Raw genomic sequence first — 15,274 nt, 5'->3', positions numbered from 1 at the left:
AAAATCAATAAATAATATTTTAAATAAAATTATTAAACATTGTTTTAATTAGTTTTATTTCTCACAATTTAATATATTTTTTGATTAACAAAATTTGTATTGCTTATATCATTGAGTTTATTGATTTTATGTATAAGTTAATGCAAAATGAAGTATTAAATGACAAATTAGTTATATTGGAGGCAATAAGCATGGCAAAATTGTCAGGTGCGGAGATGGTCATTCAATCTTTGATTGATCAAGGAGTAAAACAGATATTTGGTTATCCTGGTGGTAGTGTTCTTGATATCTATGATGCAATTCACACACTCGGTGGCATTGAGCATATTTTAGTTCGTCATGAACAAGCCGCCGTGCATATGGCGGATGGTTATGCCAGAGCAACTGGCGATGTCGGCGTGGTTTTGGTCACATCAGGGCCTGGCGCAACCAATACAATAACTGGCATTGCTACTGCCTATATGGACTCAGTGCCATTGGTTATTTTGTCTGGTCAAGTTGCCAGTAATCTTATCGGTAATGATGCTTTCCAAGAATGTGATATGATTGGTATTTCGCGTCCAATTGTTAAACATAGCTTCCTAATCAAAAATAGTAAAGATATTCCTGAAACGATAAAAAAAGCGTTTTATATCGCCTCAACAGGTAGACCTGGACCGGTCGTAATTGATTTACCGAAAGATATTGTTAATCCTGCTAATAAATATACTTATTATTATCCAGAAACAGTATTAATGCGCTCTTATAATCCAACTATTCAAGGTCATAAAAAACAGATCAAAAAAGCGTTAACTACTTTATTGTCTGCTAAAAAGCCAGTGTTATTTGTTGGCGGCGGTGTAATTAGCGCTGATGCGAGTAGTGAAATTAAAACGCTTACGGAAACGTTGAATTTACCTGTTGCTTCAACACTAATGGGTATCAGTGCTTTTCCTGGATCGGACAAACATTCTTTAGGGATGATTGGTATGCATGGTGTTTATGAAGCCAATATGGCGATGCATAATGCCGATGTGATTCTTGCTATCGGTGCACGTTTTGATGATCGAACGACCAATAACGTTGAAAAATATTGTCCAAAAGCCAAAATTATCCATATTGATATCGATCCTACCTCAATATCCAAAACAATTCATGCAACAATTCCTGTTGTTGGTGATGCCAAAGTCGTTCTTGAAGTCATGTTATCCATGTTGGATGAGTTAAATATTGAACGTGATTTTGATGCATTAGTTGATTGGTGGAAACAAATTGAACATTGGCGTGCACGACACTGCTTAGCCTATAGTCATGAAGGTCAAAGTATCAAACCTCAAGAAGCCATTGAAGTGTTATACAAATTAACTAAAGGTGATGCATATGTGGCAACGGATGTGGGACAACATCAAATGTTTACTGCACTTTATTACCCATTTGATAAACCGCGTCACTTTATTACATCGGGTGGGTTAGGGACCATGGGATTTGGTTTGCCTGCTTCACTTGGCGTTAAATTAGCGTTTCCTGATAAAACAGTTGTTTGCGTTACAGGTGATGGCAGTATTCAAATGAATATACAAGAACTTTCAACAGCATTGCAATATGGTTTGCCTGTTATTGTCTTAAATCTTAATAACCGTTTTTTAGGAATGGTTAAACAGTGGCAAGACATGATTTATGCCGGTCGTCACTCTTCATCTTATATGGAGTCGTTACCTGATTTTGCAAAAATTGCTGAAGCTTATGGTCATGTGGGTATGATGATTAACAAACGGGAAGATCTTGAACCTATGCTTAAAAAAGCGCTTTCGATAAAAGATCGTTTGGTTTTTATTGATGTCATGACAGACGCCACAGAACATGTTTATCCAATGCAAGTTCGCGGTGGGGCAATGAATGAAATGTGGTTAAGTAAAACGGAGAGAACCTAATGCGTTATATTTTATCAATTTTAACAGAAAACGAGCCAGGCGCATTGTCACGTATCATTGGTTTGTTTTCACAACGTGGGTTTAATATTGAATCCATTACGACCGCACAAACTGAAGATCCGACAATGAGTCGAATGACGATTCAAACCTCAGGTGATGAACATGTGCTTGAACAGGTCCAAAAACAACTTCATAAACTAGTTAACGTGTATCGTGTTAATGATTTAACCGAAGGCCCACATGTAGAACGTGAAATTATGTTAGTGAAAATAGCCGCTAAAACGTCAGATGCTCGTGATGAAGTTAAACGTTGTGCCGATATCTTTAGAGGTTCGATTGTCGATGTGACAGCAACTCATTATATTGTGCAATTATCAGGGACGAGTGACAAACTTGAGTCATTTCTCTCTTCAATTCGAGAGACCTGCAATATAGTTGAAATGGTTCGATCTGGTATTATCGGCTTATCACGTAGTGAAAAAACAGTCAAATAAGTTATCTTCAAAATAAAACGAAAGGCGCATCAAGCGCCTTTTTTATAACAGAAACGAGTGAAAAACTCGAATCATTCATTTCTACGATTTGAGAGACTTGCAATATAGTTGAACTAGTTAGATCAGGTATTTATTGGATTATCACCCAGTGAAAAACAGTTAACTAACCAATTGATCTATTACAAAAATAGTATTAATCGCTTTTTATAATAAATGATAATTTAATTATCAAATTACCAAAAAATTCCAAAAATATCGCATAGAACAACGATTTCGGACTTATGTCCTAGTTGAATGAAATATATCCTGATTATAATTTGGAAATAAATTACGATTTAATCAGGAAATATTATGACCGCACATATCAATGCTAATCCAAACGATTTTGCACAAACTGTTATCATGCCTGGCGATCCTTTACGAGCCAAATTTATTGCAGAAAATTATTTAACTGACGCAAAACAAGTTTGTAATGTACGTAATATGCTTGGATATACAGGCCTTTATGATGGTGTTGCTGTTTCTGTGATGGGGCATGGAATGGGTATCCCATCAATGACACTTTATGCACATGAATTAATTAATGACTATAACGTTAAACGCATTATTCGAGTTGGTAGTATAGGCGCAACCCAACTAGGAATTAAAATGCGAGATGTTATTTTAGCGATGGCTGCTGGAACAGATTCTATGACTAATCAAAAAAGAGCGGGTGGTTATAATATTGCAACTTCCGCGACGTTTTCATTATTACATCGTGCATATGAAATAGCTAATGAGATGGGTTTACCTGTAAAAGTTGGTAATGTTTTTAGTGGTGATCTTTATTATGACCCAGATGAAAAGTTAATTGGTACGCTCGAAAGATCGGGTGTTTTAGGTATAGATATGGAGGTCGCAGGTCTATATGGTATTGCACAGCAGTTTAATATTGAGTCATTAGCCATTTTAACAGTTTCAGATCATTGTTTAACTGGCGAAGAAACGACTGCAGAGGAGAGGCAATTAACATTCAATAATATGATAAAGCTGGCTTTAAATGTTGCCACATAATCCTAATTAGTTATGTAATGTATATCTTTGGATAATGATATGATAAATAAATTATCTCTTACTCTTATCAGTTTTTTAGCTAATTTCATTATGGCTGGTTTTGCCAGTCAATTTGGTATGCTAATTGAACCAATTGCACAAAGTTTCAGTGCTGATGTCGATAATGTTGCATTCATTTTTTCTTTATTAAATGGAGGGGCATTATTGGGAACAATTTTAGCATTTTTTTTAATTGATATTATTGGTATTAAACGAATTACCTTACTAAATTATAGTATTATCATAATATGTTCATTTATTTTATATCTCACTAAATCTCTAATAATACTTAAATTTTGTATGATTTTGGTTGGTTTATGTGGTGGAATAGGTTTGTGTATTGCTGGTACAATTGTGGTATCTACTTGGCAAGATAAAATACAAAGTACAATATTAGTTGTACAAGATGCTACTTTCAATATTGCTGGCGTGATCTTTCCACTTATTACAACCTACGCTTTAACTCATGACCTGTCTTGGGCTACTAGTTATTTAACGGTTGGCATTGTCACTGTATTGATGTTAGTTATCATTCTATTTACCAATTTTAATTTAATTAGTAAGCCTTATGCTGATCAAAAACAGCAAAGTCATCAAAAATCTGAATGGAACTTTGGCATTTTATCTGCTGGTTTTGGATTATTTTTGGCAATGCTTGCCTTATACACTTTTTTAACTTGGGCGCCATTATTTGTGAGTTATAAATTTTCTATTTCATTTGAAAATGCAGGCAATATTATTACTCAATATTGGGGTGCAGCCTTGATAGGGGCTCTCGTTTCGACAGCAATTGTTACACGCATTAAAATTGAGTATTTTTTTGTAACTATTATTATATTAGCCTTTATTATGACGTTGTTGATTGTTAATATTCAACATATTGATTATATTGGTTACTTTACCTATGGATATGGTTTTGTTTGTGCTGCATTATATAATGCCTTTGTCGCTTACGGCGTGACATTTGTAAAAAATGCCTCAAGTAAAAATGTGTCATATATTTTAATCAGTGGCAGTGCTGGAGCCATGTTTAGTCCGGCAATTAGTTCTGTATTGAGTAAGAATTTCAGTATTCAAATTATTATGAATGCAATCCCAGTTTTTTATGTAATTATTATTATAATGTTAGCTATTTCAATGATCGAGAAGAAGAGGACAAGTAGCATCGATAAAATTTAACAAAAAATAATGAATTACAAAAAGTTAAAATAAAATAGTATATCGCTATTATTATCACAGTTGATTATAATTATGCCATATTAAAATAAGATAATGATATGGATAATTGAATATCTAGATTTTACAAATATAAAGTAATATTGTGATTAAAAGTTCGTTAGTTGTGATAATTTTATGCAGTTGAGATCATTAAATAAAGGTCGTTTTAGCCAATATTGGCAAGATAATAATCAATTATTTGAAAGAATTATAGAGCAGTGTATTGTTGATAAAAAAATTGTTGATAAAAAGACTATTCTTTTTCGTCAGGGATGTAAAGTCGATAAGTTAATTGTTGTTTATAATGGAACGATTTCGATACGTTATCAGGCAAATAATGGGCGCTGTTTTCATCTTGGTACCGTAGATTGTGATGAGCATATTTTCGGTGAAATGGAGTTTTTTACCGATTATTTATGTCAATTTGATATTATCGCAGAAGATGTGTTGACCATTGCTGTAATTAGTATCGATAAATTATATCTATCATTACTTGAACATCCTAAATTAGCACTGTTTTTTGCCAGTGCTATCGCCTTTGATTATCAGGAAACATTAGATATTTTATTAAAGAGAACGTTATATTCAATTTGTTTTAATATTGCATTTGATATTTATCAGCATCATCTAAATGTCCATCCAGTAAATAATTTCCAAAAAAACTATTTAGAAGCTGAACGTTTTGGCACAACAGATCGTGTCTATCGCCGTGCTGTTAATGAATTAATAAATTTAGATATCGTACATAAAGTTGCAGGGAAATTGGAAATTAAAGATATCAATAAGCTCAAAGCTTTTATTGAATGTCAGGAGAAATTCGCTAAATAATTAAAAAAAAGTTAACACATTTCAGAAAAAGTACCCACTTTTGAGATTTTAAACAAAAGAGAAAAAATCAATTTGAAATCGCAATCGAAGACCGGAGCAACGCTGGCAAATTAGTGATTGGGTTGTTTGTATTAGGCGTGATGGAATTATTAATTTTAAAGTATTTTCAATCGCTCGTACTGGTTGCTTTTTCAATCATCTGTTTCATATAATCTATGATAGCATCGTATATAAAGCGAGAAATACCTAGCGAATATGTTAATCATATTAAAGCACAAATTAGGGATAATCGTCCTGTTAATCATCAATTAAGTATTGAATCAAATTTTAATGTTCTTTATCCCGATCACCGGAAAATGTTTCCTCCTAATAACAGTGATATATCGATTGATATGCAGGCAGAACTTAAAACTACACAATTACTCAGTTACGGTGACTATTTATCATTAAGTGATGAAGTGAAAAATTATGGTGCACCAAAATTTATCTACCATAATGTTTTATTGGCTTTTACGCGGTTAATACTTGCCGTGTTAATTTTCTTTTTTACCAATGCCGATAAAAAATTTGATCTTACCTTTCAGATATTAACTGATTTGATCACCATTAGGAATATTGATGATAAAAAAAGTATAAATAAATCGTCAATAAAATTAATTAGTTAATATAATGCAAATTTTTCAGGTAATAGTAGCACCCATAAAAAAGCAGATAAAGTAAAAAATATAAATTATCACAATTAAAAGAATTCGAAATTATTAGTTACTATTCAAACGATATATAATTTTGATAAAGAACAGTTATTCTCATTTTCGTAGCCCATTTTGATCAACAATTTTGTATTGCTATTAGTTATCTTAATCATCTTTATCAATAGTATTTTGATTATTTGGAAAAAAGGTACGAATCAGTTGAGATTAGGAAAAAATCATCAGTAATTATAAAGAAAAAATTATTCAAGATACAAATTAATGGTTTTGGATTAATATTTAGACGGATTAGCTAAATAATCAATATTATTTAATTGAGCAAAGTGAGTAACTTATTTGCTGTGCTTAATTATTCAATTGTGAGCTAAGACAGAATCTGTTATACTAATTTCCCGTCTGATTCATCGTATATTGCAGTGATTTTTATAGTTTAAAATCGATGTAATATTATTCAATTAAATTAATAATGGTCTGGTATTAATGGTCACTAATTATATTTTTGTTACAGGCGGTGTCGTTTCTTCTTTAGGTAAAGGCATTGCCGCAGCGTCTCTTGCTGCAATTTTAGAAGCCCGCAATTTAAAAGTCACCATGCTAAAACTTGATCCCTACATTAATGTTGATCCGGGTACAATGAGCCCTATTCAACATGGTGAAGTTTTTGTGACTGAGGACGGTGCTGAAACAGATCTAGACTTAGGTCATTATGAGCGTTTTATACGTACAAAAATGACACGTAAAAATAACTTCACAACTGGACGTATCTATTCTGACGTATTACGTAAAGAGCGTCGTGGAGACTATTTAGGGGCAACTATTCAAGTTATTCCTCATATTACTAACGAGATTAAATCGCGTGTAATTGAAGGTGCAAAAGGTTTTGATGTCGCGATTGTTGAAATTGGTGGCACGGTAGGGGATATTGAATCGTTACCATTTTTAGAAGCGATCCGTCAATTAGCCGTTGATGTTGGTCGTGAGCATACTCTATTTATGCATCTAACATTAGTTCCATATTTAGCATCATCTGGTGAAGTTAAAACCAAACCAACTCAACATTCAGTGAAAGAACTTCTTTCAATTGGTATTCAACCAGATGTTCTTATTTGTCGTTCAGATCGCATTATTCCTGCAAATGAAAGATCTAAAATTGCACTATTTTGTAATGTGCCTGAGCGTGCAGTTATTTCACTTAAAGATGTCGATTCTATTTATAAAATTCCGGCATTATTAAAATCACAAAATTTAGATACCTTCGTTTGCAATCGTTTCCATCTTGAATGCAAAGAAGCGGATCTTTCTGAGTGGGAACAAGTAATTTATGAAGAAGCCAATCCAGTTGGTGAAGTTACAATTGGTATGGTGGGTAAATATATTGCTCTACCTGATGCTTATAAATCAGTGAATGAAGCATTAAAACATGGTGGATTAAAAAATCGTTTAACTGTGCATATCCGTTATATTGATTCAGAAGATCTTGAATCACGCGGTACGGAACTGTTAAAAGGTTTAGATGCGATTCTCATTCCTGGTGGATTTGGTTATCGTGGCGTTGAAGGTAAAATCATGGCAGCTCGTTATGCCCGTGAAAATAAAATCCCTTACTTAGGTATTTGTCTTGGTTTACAAGTTGCAATGATTGAATATGCACGTAATGTAGCTGGGATTAAAGATGCCAATTCTACTGAGTTCGTTAAAGATTGTGCTAACCCTATTATCGCTTTAATTACTGAGTGGAGCGATGAATCAGGTAATGTGGTACAACGTAATGAAAACAGTGATTTAGGTGGTACTATGCGTTTAGGATCTCAGATTTGCCATTTAGAACCGAATTCATTAGTATATAGCATGTATAAAAATGAGTCGATCACGGAGCGTCATCGTCATCGCTACGAAGTAAATAATAATTTATTACCAAAAGTAGTTGAAGCTGGGTTAAAAGTAACAGGTCTTTCAACAGATAGAAAACTTGTTGAGATCATTGAAATCCCAGATCATCCATGGTTTGTTGCTTGTCAATTCCACCCGGAATTTACCTCGACACCACGAGATGGACACCCACTATTTGGGAGTTTTGTGAAAGCTGCCAAAACTTATCAAGAGCAGCAACAAAAATAGTTTTTGGATTAACATTAGTAATATATCTGTCATATAGAGGAAAATAACATGGCAAAAATCGTTAAAGTACATGGTCGTGAAGTAATCGACTCTCGTGGTAACCCAACTGTTGAAGCAGAAGTTCATTTGGAAGGTGGCTTTGTTGGTTTAGCAATCGTTCCATCAGGAGCATCAACAGGTTCACGTGAAGCATTAGAACTTCGTGATGGTGATAAATCTCGCTTTTTAGGTAAAGGCGTATTAAAAGCTGTTGAAAATGTAAATGGCCCAATCGCTAAAGCTGTTGTTGGTAAGGATGCGCTAGATCAAGCAGCTATCGACCAAATCATGCTTGACTTAGATGGAACTGACTTCAAATCTAACTTAGGTGCTAACTCAATTCTTGCTGTTTCTTTAGCAACTGCTAAAGCTGCTGCTGCTGCTAAAGGTGTTCCACTTTTTCAACATATCGCAGATCTTAACGGCACACCAGGTCAATACTCTATGCCATTACCAATGATGAATATTATCAATGGTGGTGAGCACGCTGATAACAACATCGACTTACAAGAATTCATGATTCAACCAGTTGGTGCTAAAACAGTTCGTGAAGCAATACGTATGGGTTCTGAAGTATTCCATAACTTAGCAAAAGTTTTACATGCTAAAGGTATGAATACTGCTGTTGGTGATGAAGGTGGTTTTGCGCCTAACTTAGGTTCAAATGCAGAAGCATTAGCATGCATTAAAGAAGCTGTAGAAAAAGCAGGTTATGTACTAGGTAAAGACATTACTTTAGCGATGGACTGTGCCGCTTCTGAATTCTATAACAAAGAAACAGGTAAATATGTACTAAAAGGTGAAGGTAACAAAGAATTCACTGCAGAAGAATTTACTCACTATTTAGAAGGTTTAACTAATGAGTATCCAATCGTATCTATCGAAGACGGTTTAGATGAAAGTGATTGGGAAGGTTGGGCATACCAAACTAAAGCTCTTGGTAACAAAATCCAATTAGTTGGTGATGATCTATTTGTTACTAATACTAAAATCTTCAAACAAGGTATTGAAAAAGGCATCGCAAACTCTATATTAGTTAAAGTGAACCAAATTGGTACATTAACTGAATCTATCGCTGCAGTTAAAATGGCGAAAGATGCTGGTTATACCGCTGTTATTTCTCATCGTTCTGGTGAAACTGAAGATTCAACTATTGCTGATTTAGCTGTTGGTTTAGCTGCTGGTCAAATCAAAACTGGTTCTATGAGCCGTTCTGACCGTGTTGCTAAATATAATCAATTAATTCGTATTGAAGAAGCATTAGGTTCTAAAGCACCTTTCAACGGTTTGAAAGAAGTTAAAGGACAATAATTATTGTTATTAAACTGATTATTTACTTTAATAGAAAAACGGTGACCAGTTCACCGTTTTTTATTTTCACATAATTCAGTCTTTTATTCGGAACAGTTGCGCCAACTCAGATTGTGTTGTAACCTTATTGTTCGATTTTTATGGCTTTTTACTAATATTTCATTATTATTTATTAGTTTAGTCATCATATAACTATTTAATAAAATAACTTATTGATTTAATTTTTTTGCTTATGAATAATATTACGAATATGTCCCAGCCTAAAAGTAAGTGGCAACTGTTTAACTGGCTTTGTACCGGTAAACTTCCGCTCAATGAACTGTGGCTAAAATCGACTTATCGTTTCAAATTTTTTTTTCGAACCTTATTTTTAAGTCCGATAACATTCAAATTATTGGATAAATTGAGATTATATCCATTACTGGGCTATTATTTATCATGCCAAACCAATTTACCATGTAAATTACAACGACCTTATTTAGCCTCTTGTTTAAGTCAACAAGAACGTTTTGAGGCATTAGCCTACCATTATGACTTTTTTGCTAAACATCCTGACAGTATGACTAAAGCTTTTTATAATCCAAATATCGCTTTTGTATTAGCTGATGTTAAGGTAAAAAATGATGCTAATATCAAAATCGCTATTCAAGCACGCAATAAGTTTGCTCGTGAAGGTGAAATCAGTCTATATTTTTATGATAACGATGGCATTGATCTGGCTACAATAACTTTTACAATAATGCAATATCAACAAAAAACAACACTTTTTATCGCTGGACTACAAGGTACAGGTCATCGTGAGGCTCGCATTCGAGTACAACAAGCAACAAAACAGTGTTATGGACTGTTTCCTAAACGTGTTGCGCTAGAGGCGATATTAGTCATTGCGCGCTATTTTAATCTAGAACAAATAGTGGCGGTGGGTAACAAAACGCATATTTACAACAATTGGCGCTACAATAGCCGACAAGAACGTATTTTATCGGATTACGATGATTTCTGGTTAACCATTGATGGCAAGCAAGACAGCAATGGTTTATTTATATTACCAAATCAAATCTATCGAAAATCACTGGATGAAATCGCTAGTAAAAAACGATCAGAATATCGCAATCGTTATGCTTTATTGGATCAACTCGAAAATAGTATTATAGAGAATTTGGCTTTATTAAAATAATAAACTAGCTTTATTGTTAATTACAATATCTCTATATTAAAATATACAAAAGTGTCGCTTGTATAAGGTGTTTACAAGCGACACGTAAAATCGACTTATCCTGCATAATTATGCTAGTCTACTTAGCCCAATTGTCGATTTATCGAAAGCTTCATATAAGTAAGATAATAATTAAAACTAAATAGTCAGGGAATAAAAAATGTATTTTGGTCTTCTTATTGCATTTGTGCCATTGTGTTTGGGATATTTAATCACTTTTAAAAACCAACAATGGATAACCAAAATTAACAAAACCCTTAGCTGGATGGTTTATTTTATTCTATTTCTAATGGGTTCCGAATTAGCTCACCTTGATAATCTCAAAGATAATTTACAAACTATCTTATTTTATGCTGGTATTTTATTTATATGTACTTTTGGTGGTAATTTTATCTTTTTAATGTTATTTGATATTTTCCTACCTTGGCAAACCACTCATACTAAACATGATATTGGTTCACGTTTTAAAATGATTTTAGAATCATTACGGGTTTGTATTGCTTTGATTCTAGGTTTTATTGCTGGCCTAATTCCTCTTTTTATCTGGCATTACAATGAAGACATTACTAAGATTGTTTTGATCTTTTTACTCTTATTGGTCGGTATTCAGTTACGGAGTAATAATATCTCATTAAAGCAAATCTTACTTAGTAAAGTTGGTATTGCTACCACAATAATTGTAATAATTAGTACTTTTTTAGGCGGTATTTTAGCGGCATTGATATTCAATCAGCCAATTCGGGTCGGATTAGCTATGTCATCTGGGTTTGGCTGGTATTCACTTTCTGGACTCTTAATGACAGAAGCGCATGGTGCAATTATTGGTAGTGCCACCTTTTTAAACGATATTTTACGAGAATTATGCGCCATCATTTTAATTCCGAGTTTAATAAAACGTTATAAACTTACTGCATTGGGTTTATGTGGTGCCACCTCTATGGATTTTACCTTACCGATGCTACAAAAAGGCGCAGGTATAATGATTGTTCCTTCTGCAATTGTTCAAGGATTTTTATTAACCTTAATTATGCCAATATTTATGACGTTATTTAATTATGGCTTCTTTTTTTAATAATGAGTAATAACTCATTATTAAAATTTAACTTTTTACTTTTGTTTTAATCTTAAACTTATGATCATGCATTTAATAACTTATTACTCTGCTCTTATTATCCACTATTAAGAAATTTAAGTCATTTATCCTATCTTTAATTCAATAATTACTAATGATAGTCATTCATTTAGCCATAAATTCTCATCATTTTAATATTTAGATCTTAGTCACAAATTTATTAAAAAATAATTTTCTCTATTTTTTTACTCTATATAATCGAACAAAAGATTAGCTATTAATCATTTGTTCGGAGGTTTCATGGTTAGTATCGTATTAGTGTCACACAGTAAAAAAATCACTGATGGACTTAAAGAAATGATAGAAGATATGGTGGATTCAACGGGTGATGTAAAAATTTTTTCAGCAGGAGGAACGGAAGATGGTCGAATGGGAACAGATCCTCTCGCAATTTATAACATCATCAAACAATCTTCTGATCATCGTAATATTCTAATCTTTGCTGATATTGGTAGTGCCATTTTGAGTGCTGAAACAGCCATTGACCTTATAGAAGACGAACCATTAAAAAACAAAGTGACATTAGTTGATGCACCTTTAGTCGAAGGTGCTTTTGTTGCATCAATTCAAGCTATGGTTGATGACGATATTGAAGGTATTTTAGCTGAATTACAAAATATTTAATAAGAGATAATTGAGATGAAATTTTTTCGAAGTTTTGTTGGTTATTGTATCGCAGGAATGATCGTTATGGCGGTTTGGTCTCAATTAGGCGCTTACGGCATCTTTGGCGGATATTTGGCTGCAATTATGATTATCGGACCAATGTGGTATATGAATCATTATATCAATTTAACAGGTAATGAAGATGATGCAGCTTTTGTTGACATGGGATTGGCAATTGCCGTGTGTGGCATTATGCGAGACACCTTTATCCAAGGTGGTAGCGCTTTTGTTGCTTCATTACCCACTATATTGTTAGTTATATGTGGTGCGACTTTAGGTGGTATTACAGCAGCTTACATTGAAAAGGATATGGCAAAGAAAAAAGACTTTATCAATGAAAATCCAAGAGAGCCAGGTTTGAGGCGTTCTGATTTTGAAAAATTAAAAGAGACAAAAGAGAAGATTTTACGTAGCAAACAAATCAAAGTTTTTCAAAAAAAGAGATAAATACTGAATTCTGGAGTGAATAATTATGTCTATAAAACTCGCGATAGCCACTTTAATTGGGGCGTTTATTTTCCCATTTGTGATAAGGATGGCATGGGGACGGATGGTCGATAATTGGGGTCCTATTGGTGGATGGATGGCCGCTGCTTTCATTGTTGGTACTGTATGGTGCATTAATCACGGCATAACAACACCCATGATCACCCAAAGTGGTTCGGCATGGGTCGACCAAGGGTTAGCAGCAGGGGTCGGTGTGTGGGTAGCTTCGGCTTTAACGGGTGGTAGCAAACTCAAATCTGTAAAAAATGTTATGGCAGCGATAAGTGCAGGTATTGTCGGTGGATATATATTATCACTTTTCCTAGTTTGATTAGTGATACAGTAGATGTTGGAAGGATGGAGAGGTAACAATATGAAAAGATTGATTAATGATGGTTATGATGTTGTTGAAGAGATGTTAGAAGGATACTGCTTGGCACACAGCAGTTATGTTGAACTTAAACAAAATTGTGATCGAGTTGTGGTAAGTAAACATATTAGTACTGAACCAAGAGTAAGAATAATTATTGGAGGTGGTTCTGGACATGAACCGGCATTTTTAGGATATGTTGGTAAAGATTTTGCAGATGCAGCTGCGGTGGGGAATGTAAATACTTCCCCTTCTCCTGAATATTGTTATGAAGCGGTAAAGGCTGTTGATTGTGGCAAGGGATGCCTTTTTGTATATGGAAATTACGCTGGTGATGTAATGAATTTTGATATGGGGGCAGAATTAGCTGCTGAAGAGGGGATCCGTGTTGAAACGGTTACCGTGACTGACGATATCTATTCATCACAAAATGTTGCTGATCGGCGAGGTGTGGCTGGCGATGTGTTTGTTTTCAAAATTGCAGCCAGCGCAGCAGCGAAAGGTTATGACTTAGATAAAGTTAAGTCGCTAGCTGAAAAAGCCAATGCGAATACTTATTCTATGGGGGTCGCATTATCTTCGTCTACCTTGCCAGTGACAGGTGAAGTCATTTTTGATATGCAAGATGGTGATATGGAAGTTGGCATGGGTATTCATGGTGAACCTGGTATAGAAAGAACTAAATTAGCAAAAGCCGATATTGTGGTGAGCCAATTAGTCGATCATCTTTTACAAGAATCAAAACTACAAGCTGGTGACGAAGTTCAATTACTGATAAATGGATTAGGTGGTTTAGCTTTAATGGATCAATATATCTGTTATCGAAAAACACATAAATTACTTGAACAAAAGGGGATCAAGATTTATCAACCGCTTGTTGGTAATTATGTCACTTCAATGGATATGGTAGGCATGTCTATTTCTATGATCAAACTTGATGATGAGTTGAAAGGTTTATTAAGTCATCCTTGTGATACACCTTATTTCAAGATTGCCTATTAATCATCAAGGAGAGAAAAAATGAGCGCTTTGGAACTAAACAAAACTTATTTTATTGAGACATTCAAAAAAATTGCTGATATGGCAGAGCAAAATCGCGATCATTTAAGTCAATTAGATTCTGATATTGGTGATGGTGATCACGGTATCAATCTTACCATTGGCTTTCGTGAAGTTTCAAAGCAACTGGATATATTATCCGATACAACGGCGGATATTGCAGAGTTGATGAAAAAAGTTGGCATGATTTTATTGAGTAAAGTTGGGGGTGCATCAGGCCCTTTATATGGTAGTTTTTTTATGAAAATGGCTAATCATACAGTTGGAAAACAATCGGTAACTTTCAAAGAATTTTGCCAAATGTACCAAGATGGGGTAGAGGCGGTACAATTCCGTGGAAAAGCCGAACTCAATGATAAAACCATGATTGATGCTCTCATACCGGGTCTTAATGTATTGAAACATTATCAAGAAGAGGATGATCCGATTAAGACATTGGAAACATGTGTAAGTGAAATGAAAAAAGGCTCAGACAATACCATTAATTTAATTGCAAAAAAAGGTCGATCAATGCGATTAGGTGAAAGGGCAATTGGTCATAGGGATGCAGGTTCTGAATCAGCTTGGATGATTATGAATGAATTTTTAAAACAATTAAAACTAGAGAAGTAATTCTAGAGTAGTA

General features: G+C 34.0%; 15 protein-coding genes. All 15 read left to right on the top strand.

Features of this window, described 5'->3' with window-relative positions; all coding sequences use genetic code 11:
- Nucleotides 1-191 precede the first annotated feature (191 nt).
- The 15 genes from ilvI to dhaL all read left to right on the top strand — a co-directional run bounded on the left by ilvI (nucleotide 192) and on the right by dhaL (nucleotide 15,261).
- On the top strand, nucleotides 192-1,910 hold the full coding sequence (gene ilvI / locus A9G17_RS02050) for an acetolactate synthase 3 large subunit (protein WP_065737271.1): 1,719 nt from the start codon (nucleotides 192-194) through the stop codon (nucleotides 1,908-1,910).
- The gene (gene ilvN, locus A9G17_RS02045; protein WP_039128719.1) at nucleotides 1,910-2,404 is read left to right on the top strand and encodes an acetolactate synthase small subunit; all 495 of its coding nucleotides are present in this window, start codon (nucleotides 1,910-1,912) and stop codon (nucleotides 2,402-2,404) included. Before ilvI ends, ilvN begins: the two co-directional genes overlap by 1 nt.
- Nucleotides 2,405-2,755: 351 nt before the next feature.
- Nucleotides 2,756-3,457 (top strand): purine-nucleoside phosphorylase, encoded by a 702-nt coding sequence (gene deoD / locus A9G17_RS02040; RefSeq protein ID WP_065737270.1) that lies wholly within the window; start codon nucleotides 2,756-2,758, stop codon nucleotides 3,455-3,457.
- 39 nt (nucleotides 3,458-3,496) lie between these two features.
- Nucleotides 3,497-4,675, top strand: coding sequence for an MFS transporter TsgA (tsgA, locus tag A9G17_RS02035; RefSeq protein ID WP_065737269.1), 1,179 nt, complete (start codon nucleotides 3,497-3,499; stop codon nucleotides 4,673-4,675).
- Nucleotides 4,676-4,849: 174 nt separating this feature from the next.
- Nucleotides 4,850-5,542, top strand: a complete 693-nt coding sequence (locus A9G17_RS02030) for a Crp/Fnr family transcriptional regulator (RefSeq protein ID WP_065737268.1) — start codon at nucleotides 4,850-4,852, stop codon at nucleotides 5,540-5,542.
- Nucleotides 5,543-5,757: 215 nt separating this feature from the next.
- On the top strand, nucleotides 5,758-6,207 hold the full coding sequence (locus A9G17_RS02025) for an IgaA/UmoB family intracellular growth attenuator (protein ID WP_065737267.1): 450 nt from the start codon (nucleotides 5,758-5,760) through the stop codon (nucleotides 6,205-6,207).
- 525 nt (nucleotides 6,208-6,732) lie between these two features.
- Nucleotides 6,733-8,370, top strand: a complete 1,638-nt coding sequence (gene pyrG / locus A9G17_RS02020; RefSeq protein WP_065737266.1) for a glutamine hydrolyzing CTP synthase — start codon at nucleotides 6,733-6,735, stop codon at nucleotides 8,368-8,370.
- A 48-nt stretch (nucleotides 8,371-8,418) separates the two neighbouring features.
- Nucleotides 8,419-9,720 carry a phosphopyruvate hydratase gene (eno, locus tag A9G17_RS02015; protein ID WP_025315203.1) on the top strand — a complete coding sequence of 434 codons (1,302 nt, stop codon included), beginning with the start codon at nucleotides 8,419-8,421 and terminating at the stop codon, nucleotides 9,718-9,720.
- 232 nt (nucleotides 9,721-9,952) lie between these two features.
- Nucleotides 9,953-10,897, top strand: coding sequence for a VirK/YbjX family protein (locus A9G17_RS02010; RefSeq protein ID WP_065737265.1), 945 nt, complete (start codon nucleotides 9,953-9,955; stop codon nucleotides 10,895-10,897).
- Between the two features lie 199 nt (nucleotides 10,898-11,096).
- On the top strand, nucleotides 11,097-12,008 hold the full coding sequence (locus tag A9G17_RS02005) for a LysO family transporter (protein ID WP_065737264.1): 912 nt from the start codon (nucleotides 11,097-11,099) through the stop codon (nucleotides 12,006-12,008).
- Between the two features lie 300 nt (nucleotides 12,009-12,308).
- Nucleotides 12,309-12,692 (top strand): dihydroxyacetone kinase phosphoryl donor subunit DhaM, encoded by a 384-nt coding sequence (gene dhaM, locus A9G17_RS02000; protein ID WP_065737263.1) that lies wholly within the window; start codon nucleotides 12,309-12,311, stop codon nucleotides 12,690-12,692.
- Between the two features lie 15 nt (nucleotides 12,693-12,707).
- Nucleotides 12,708-13,181 carry a Lin0368 family putative glycerol transporter subunit gene (locus tag A9G17_RS01995; protein ID WP_065737262.1) on the top strand — a complete coding sequence of 158 codons (474 nt, stop codon included), beginning with the start codon at nucleotides 12,708-12,710 and terminating at the stop codon, nucleotides 13,179-13,181.
- Nucleotides 13,182-13,206: 25 nt separating this feature from the next.
- Nucleotides 13,207-13,551 carry a Lin0368 family putative glycerol transporter subunit gene (locus A9G17_RS01990; RefSeq protein ID WP_065737261.1) on the top strand — a complete coding sequence of 115 codons (345 nt, stop codon included), beginning with the start codon at nucleotides 13,207-13,209 and terminating at the stop codon, nucleotides 13,549-13,551.
- 42 nt (nucleotides 13,552-13,593) lie between these two features.
- On the top strand, nucleotides 13,594-14,592 hold the full coding sequence (locus tag A9G17_RS01985; protein ID WP_065737260.1) for a dihydroxyacetone kinase subunit DhaK: 999 nt from the start codon (nucleotides 13,594-13,596) through the stop codon (nucleotides 14,590-14,592).
- An 18-nt stretch (nucleotides 14,593-14,610) separates the two neighbouring features.
- Nucleotides 14,611-15,261, top strand: coding sequence for a dihydroxyacetone kinase subunit DhaL (gene dhaL, locus A9G17_RS01980; RefSeq protein WP_065737259.1), 651 nt, complete (start codon nucleotides 14,611-14,613; stop codon nucleotides 15,259-15,261).
- Nucleotides 15,262-15,274: the final 13 nt, after the last annotated feature.

This window comes from Gilliamella sp. wkB7 (assembly GCF_001693435.1).
GTDB classification, from domain to species: domain Bacteria; phylum Pseudomonadota; class Gammaproteobacteria; order Enterobacterales; family Orbaceae; genus Gilliamella; species Gilliamella apicola_N.
Note: the sequence above shows the minus strand (reverse complement) of the source record. Positions and strands in the feature narration are given on the sequence as shown.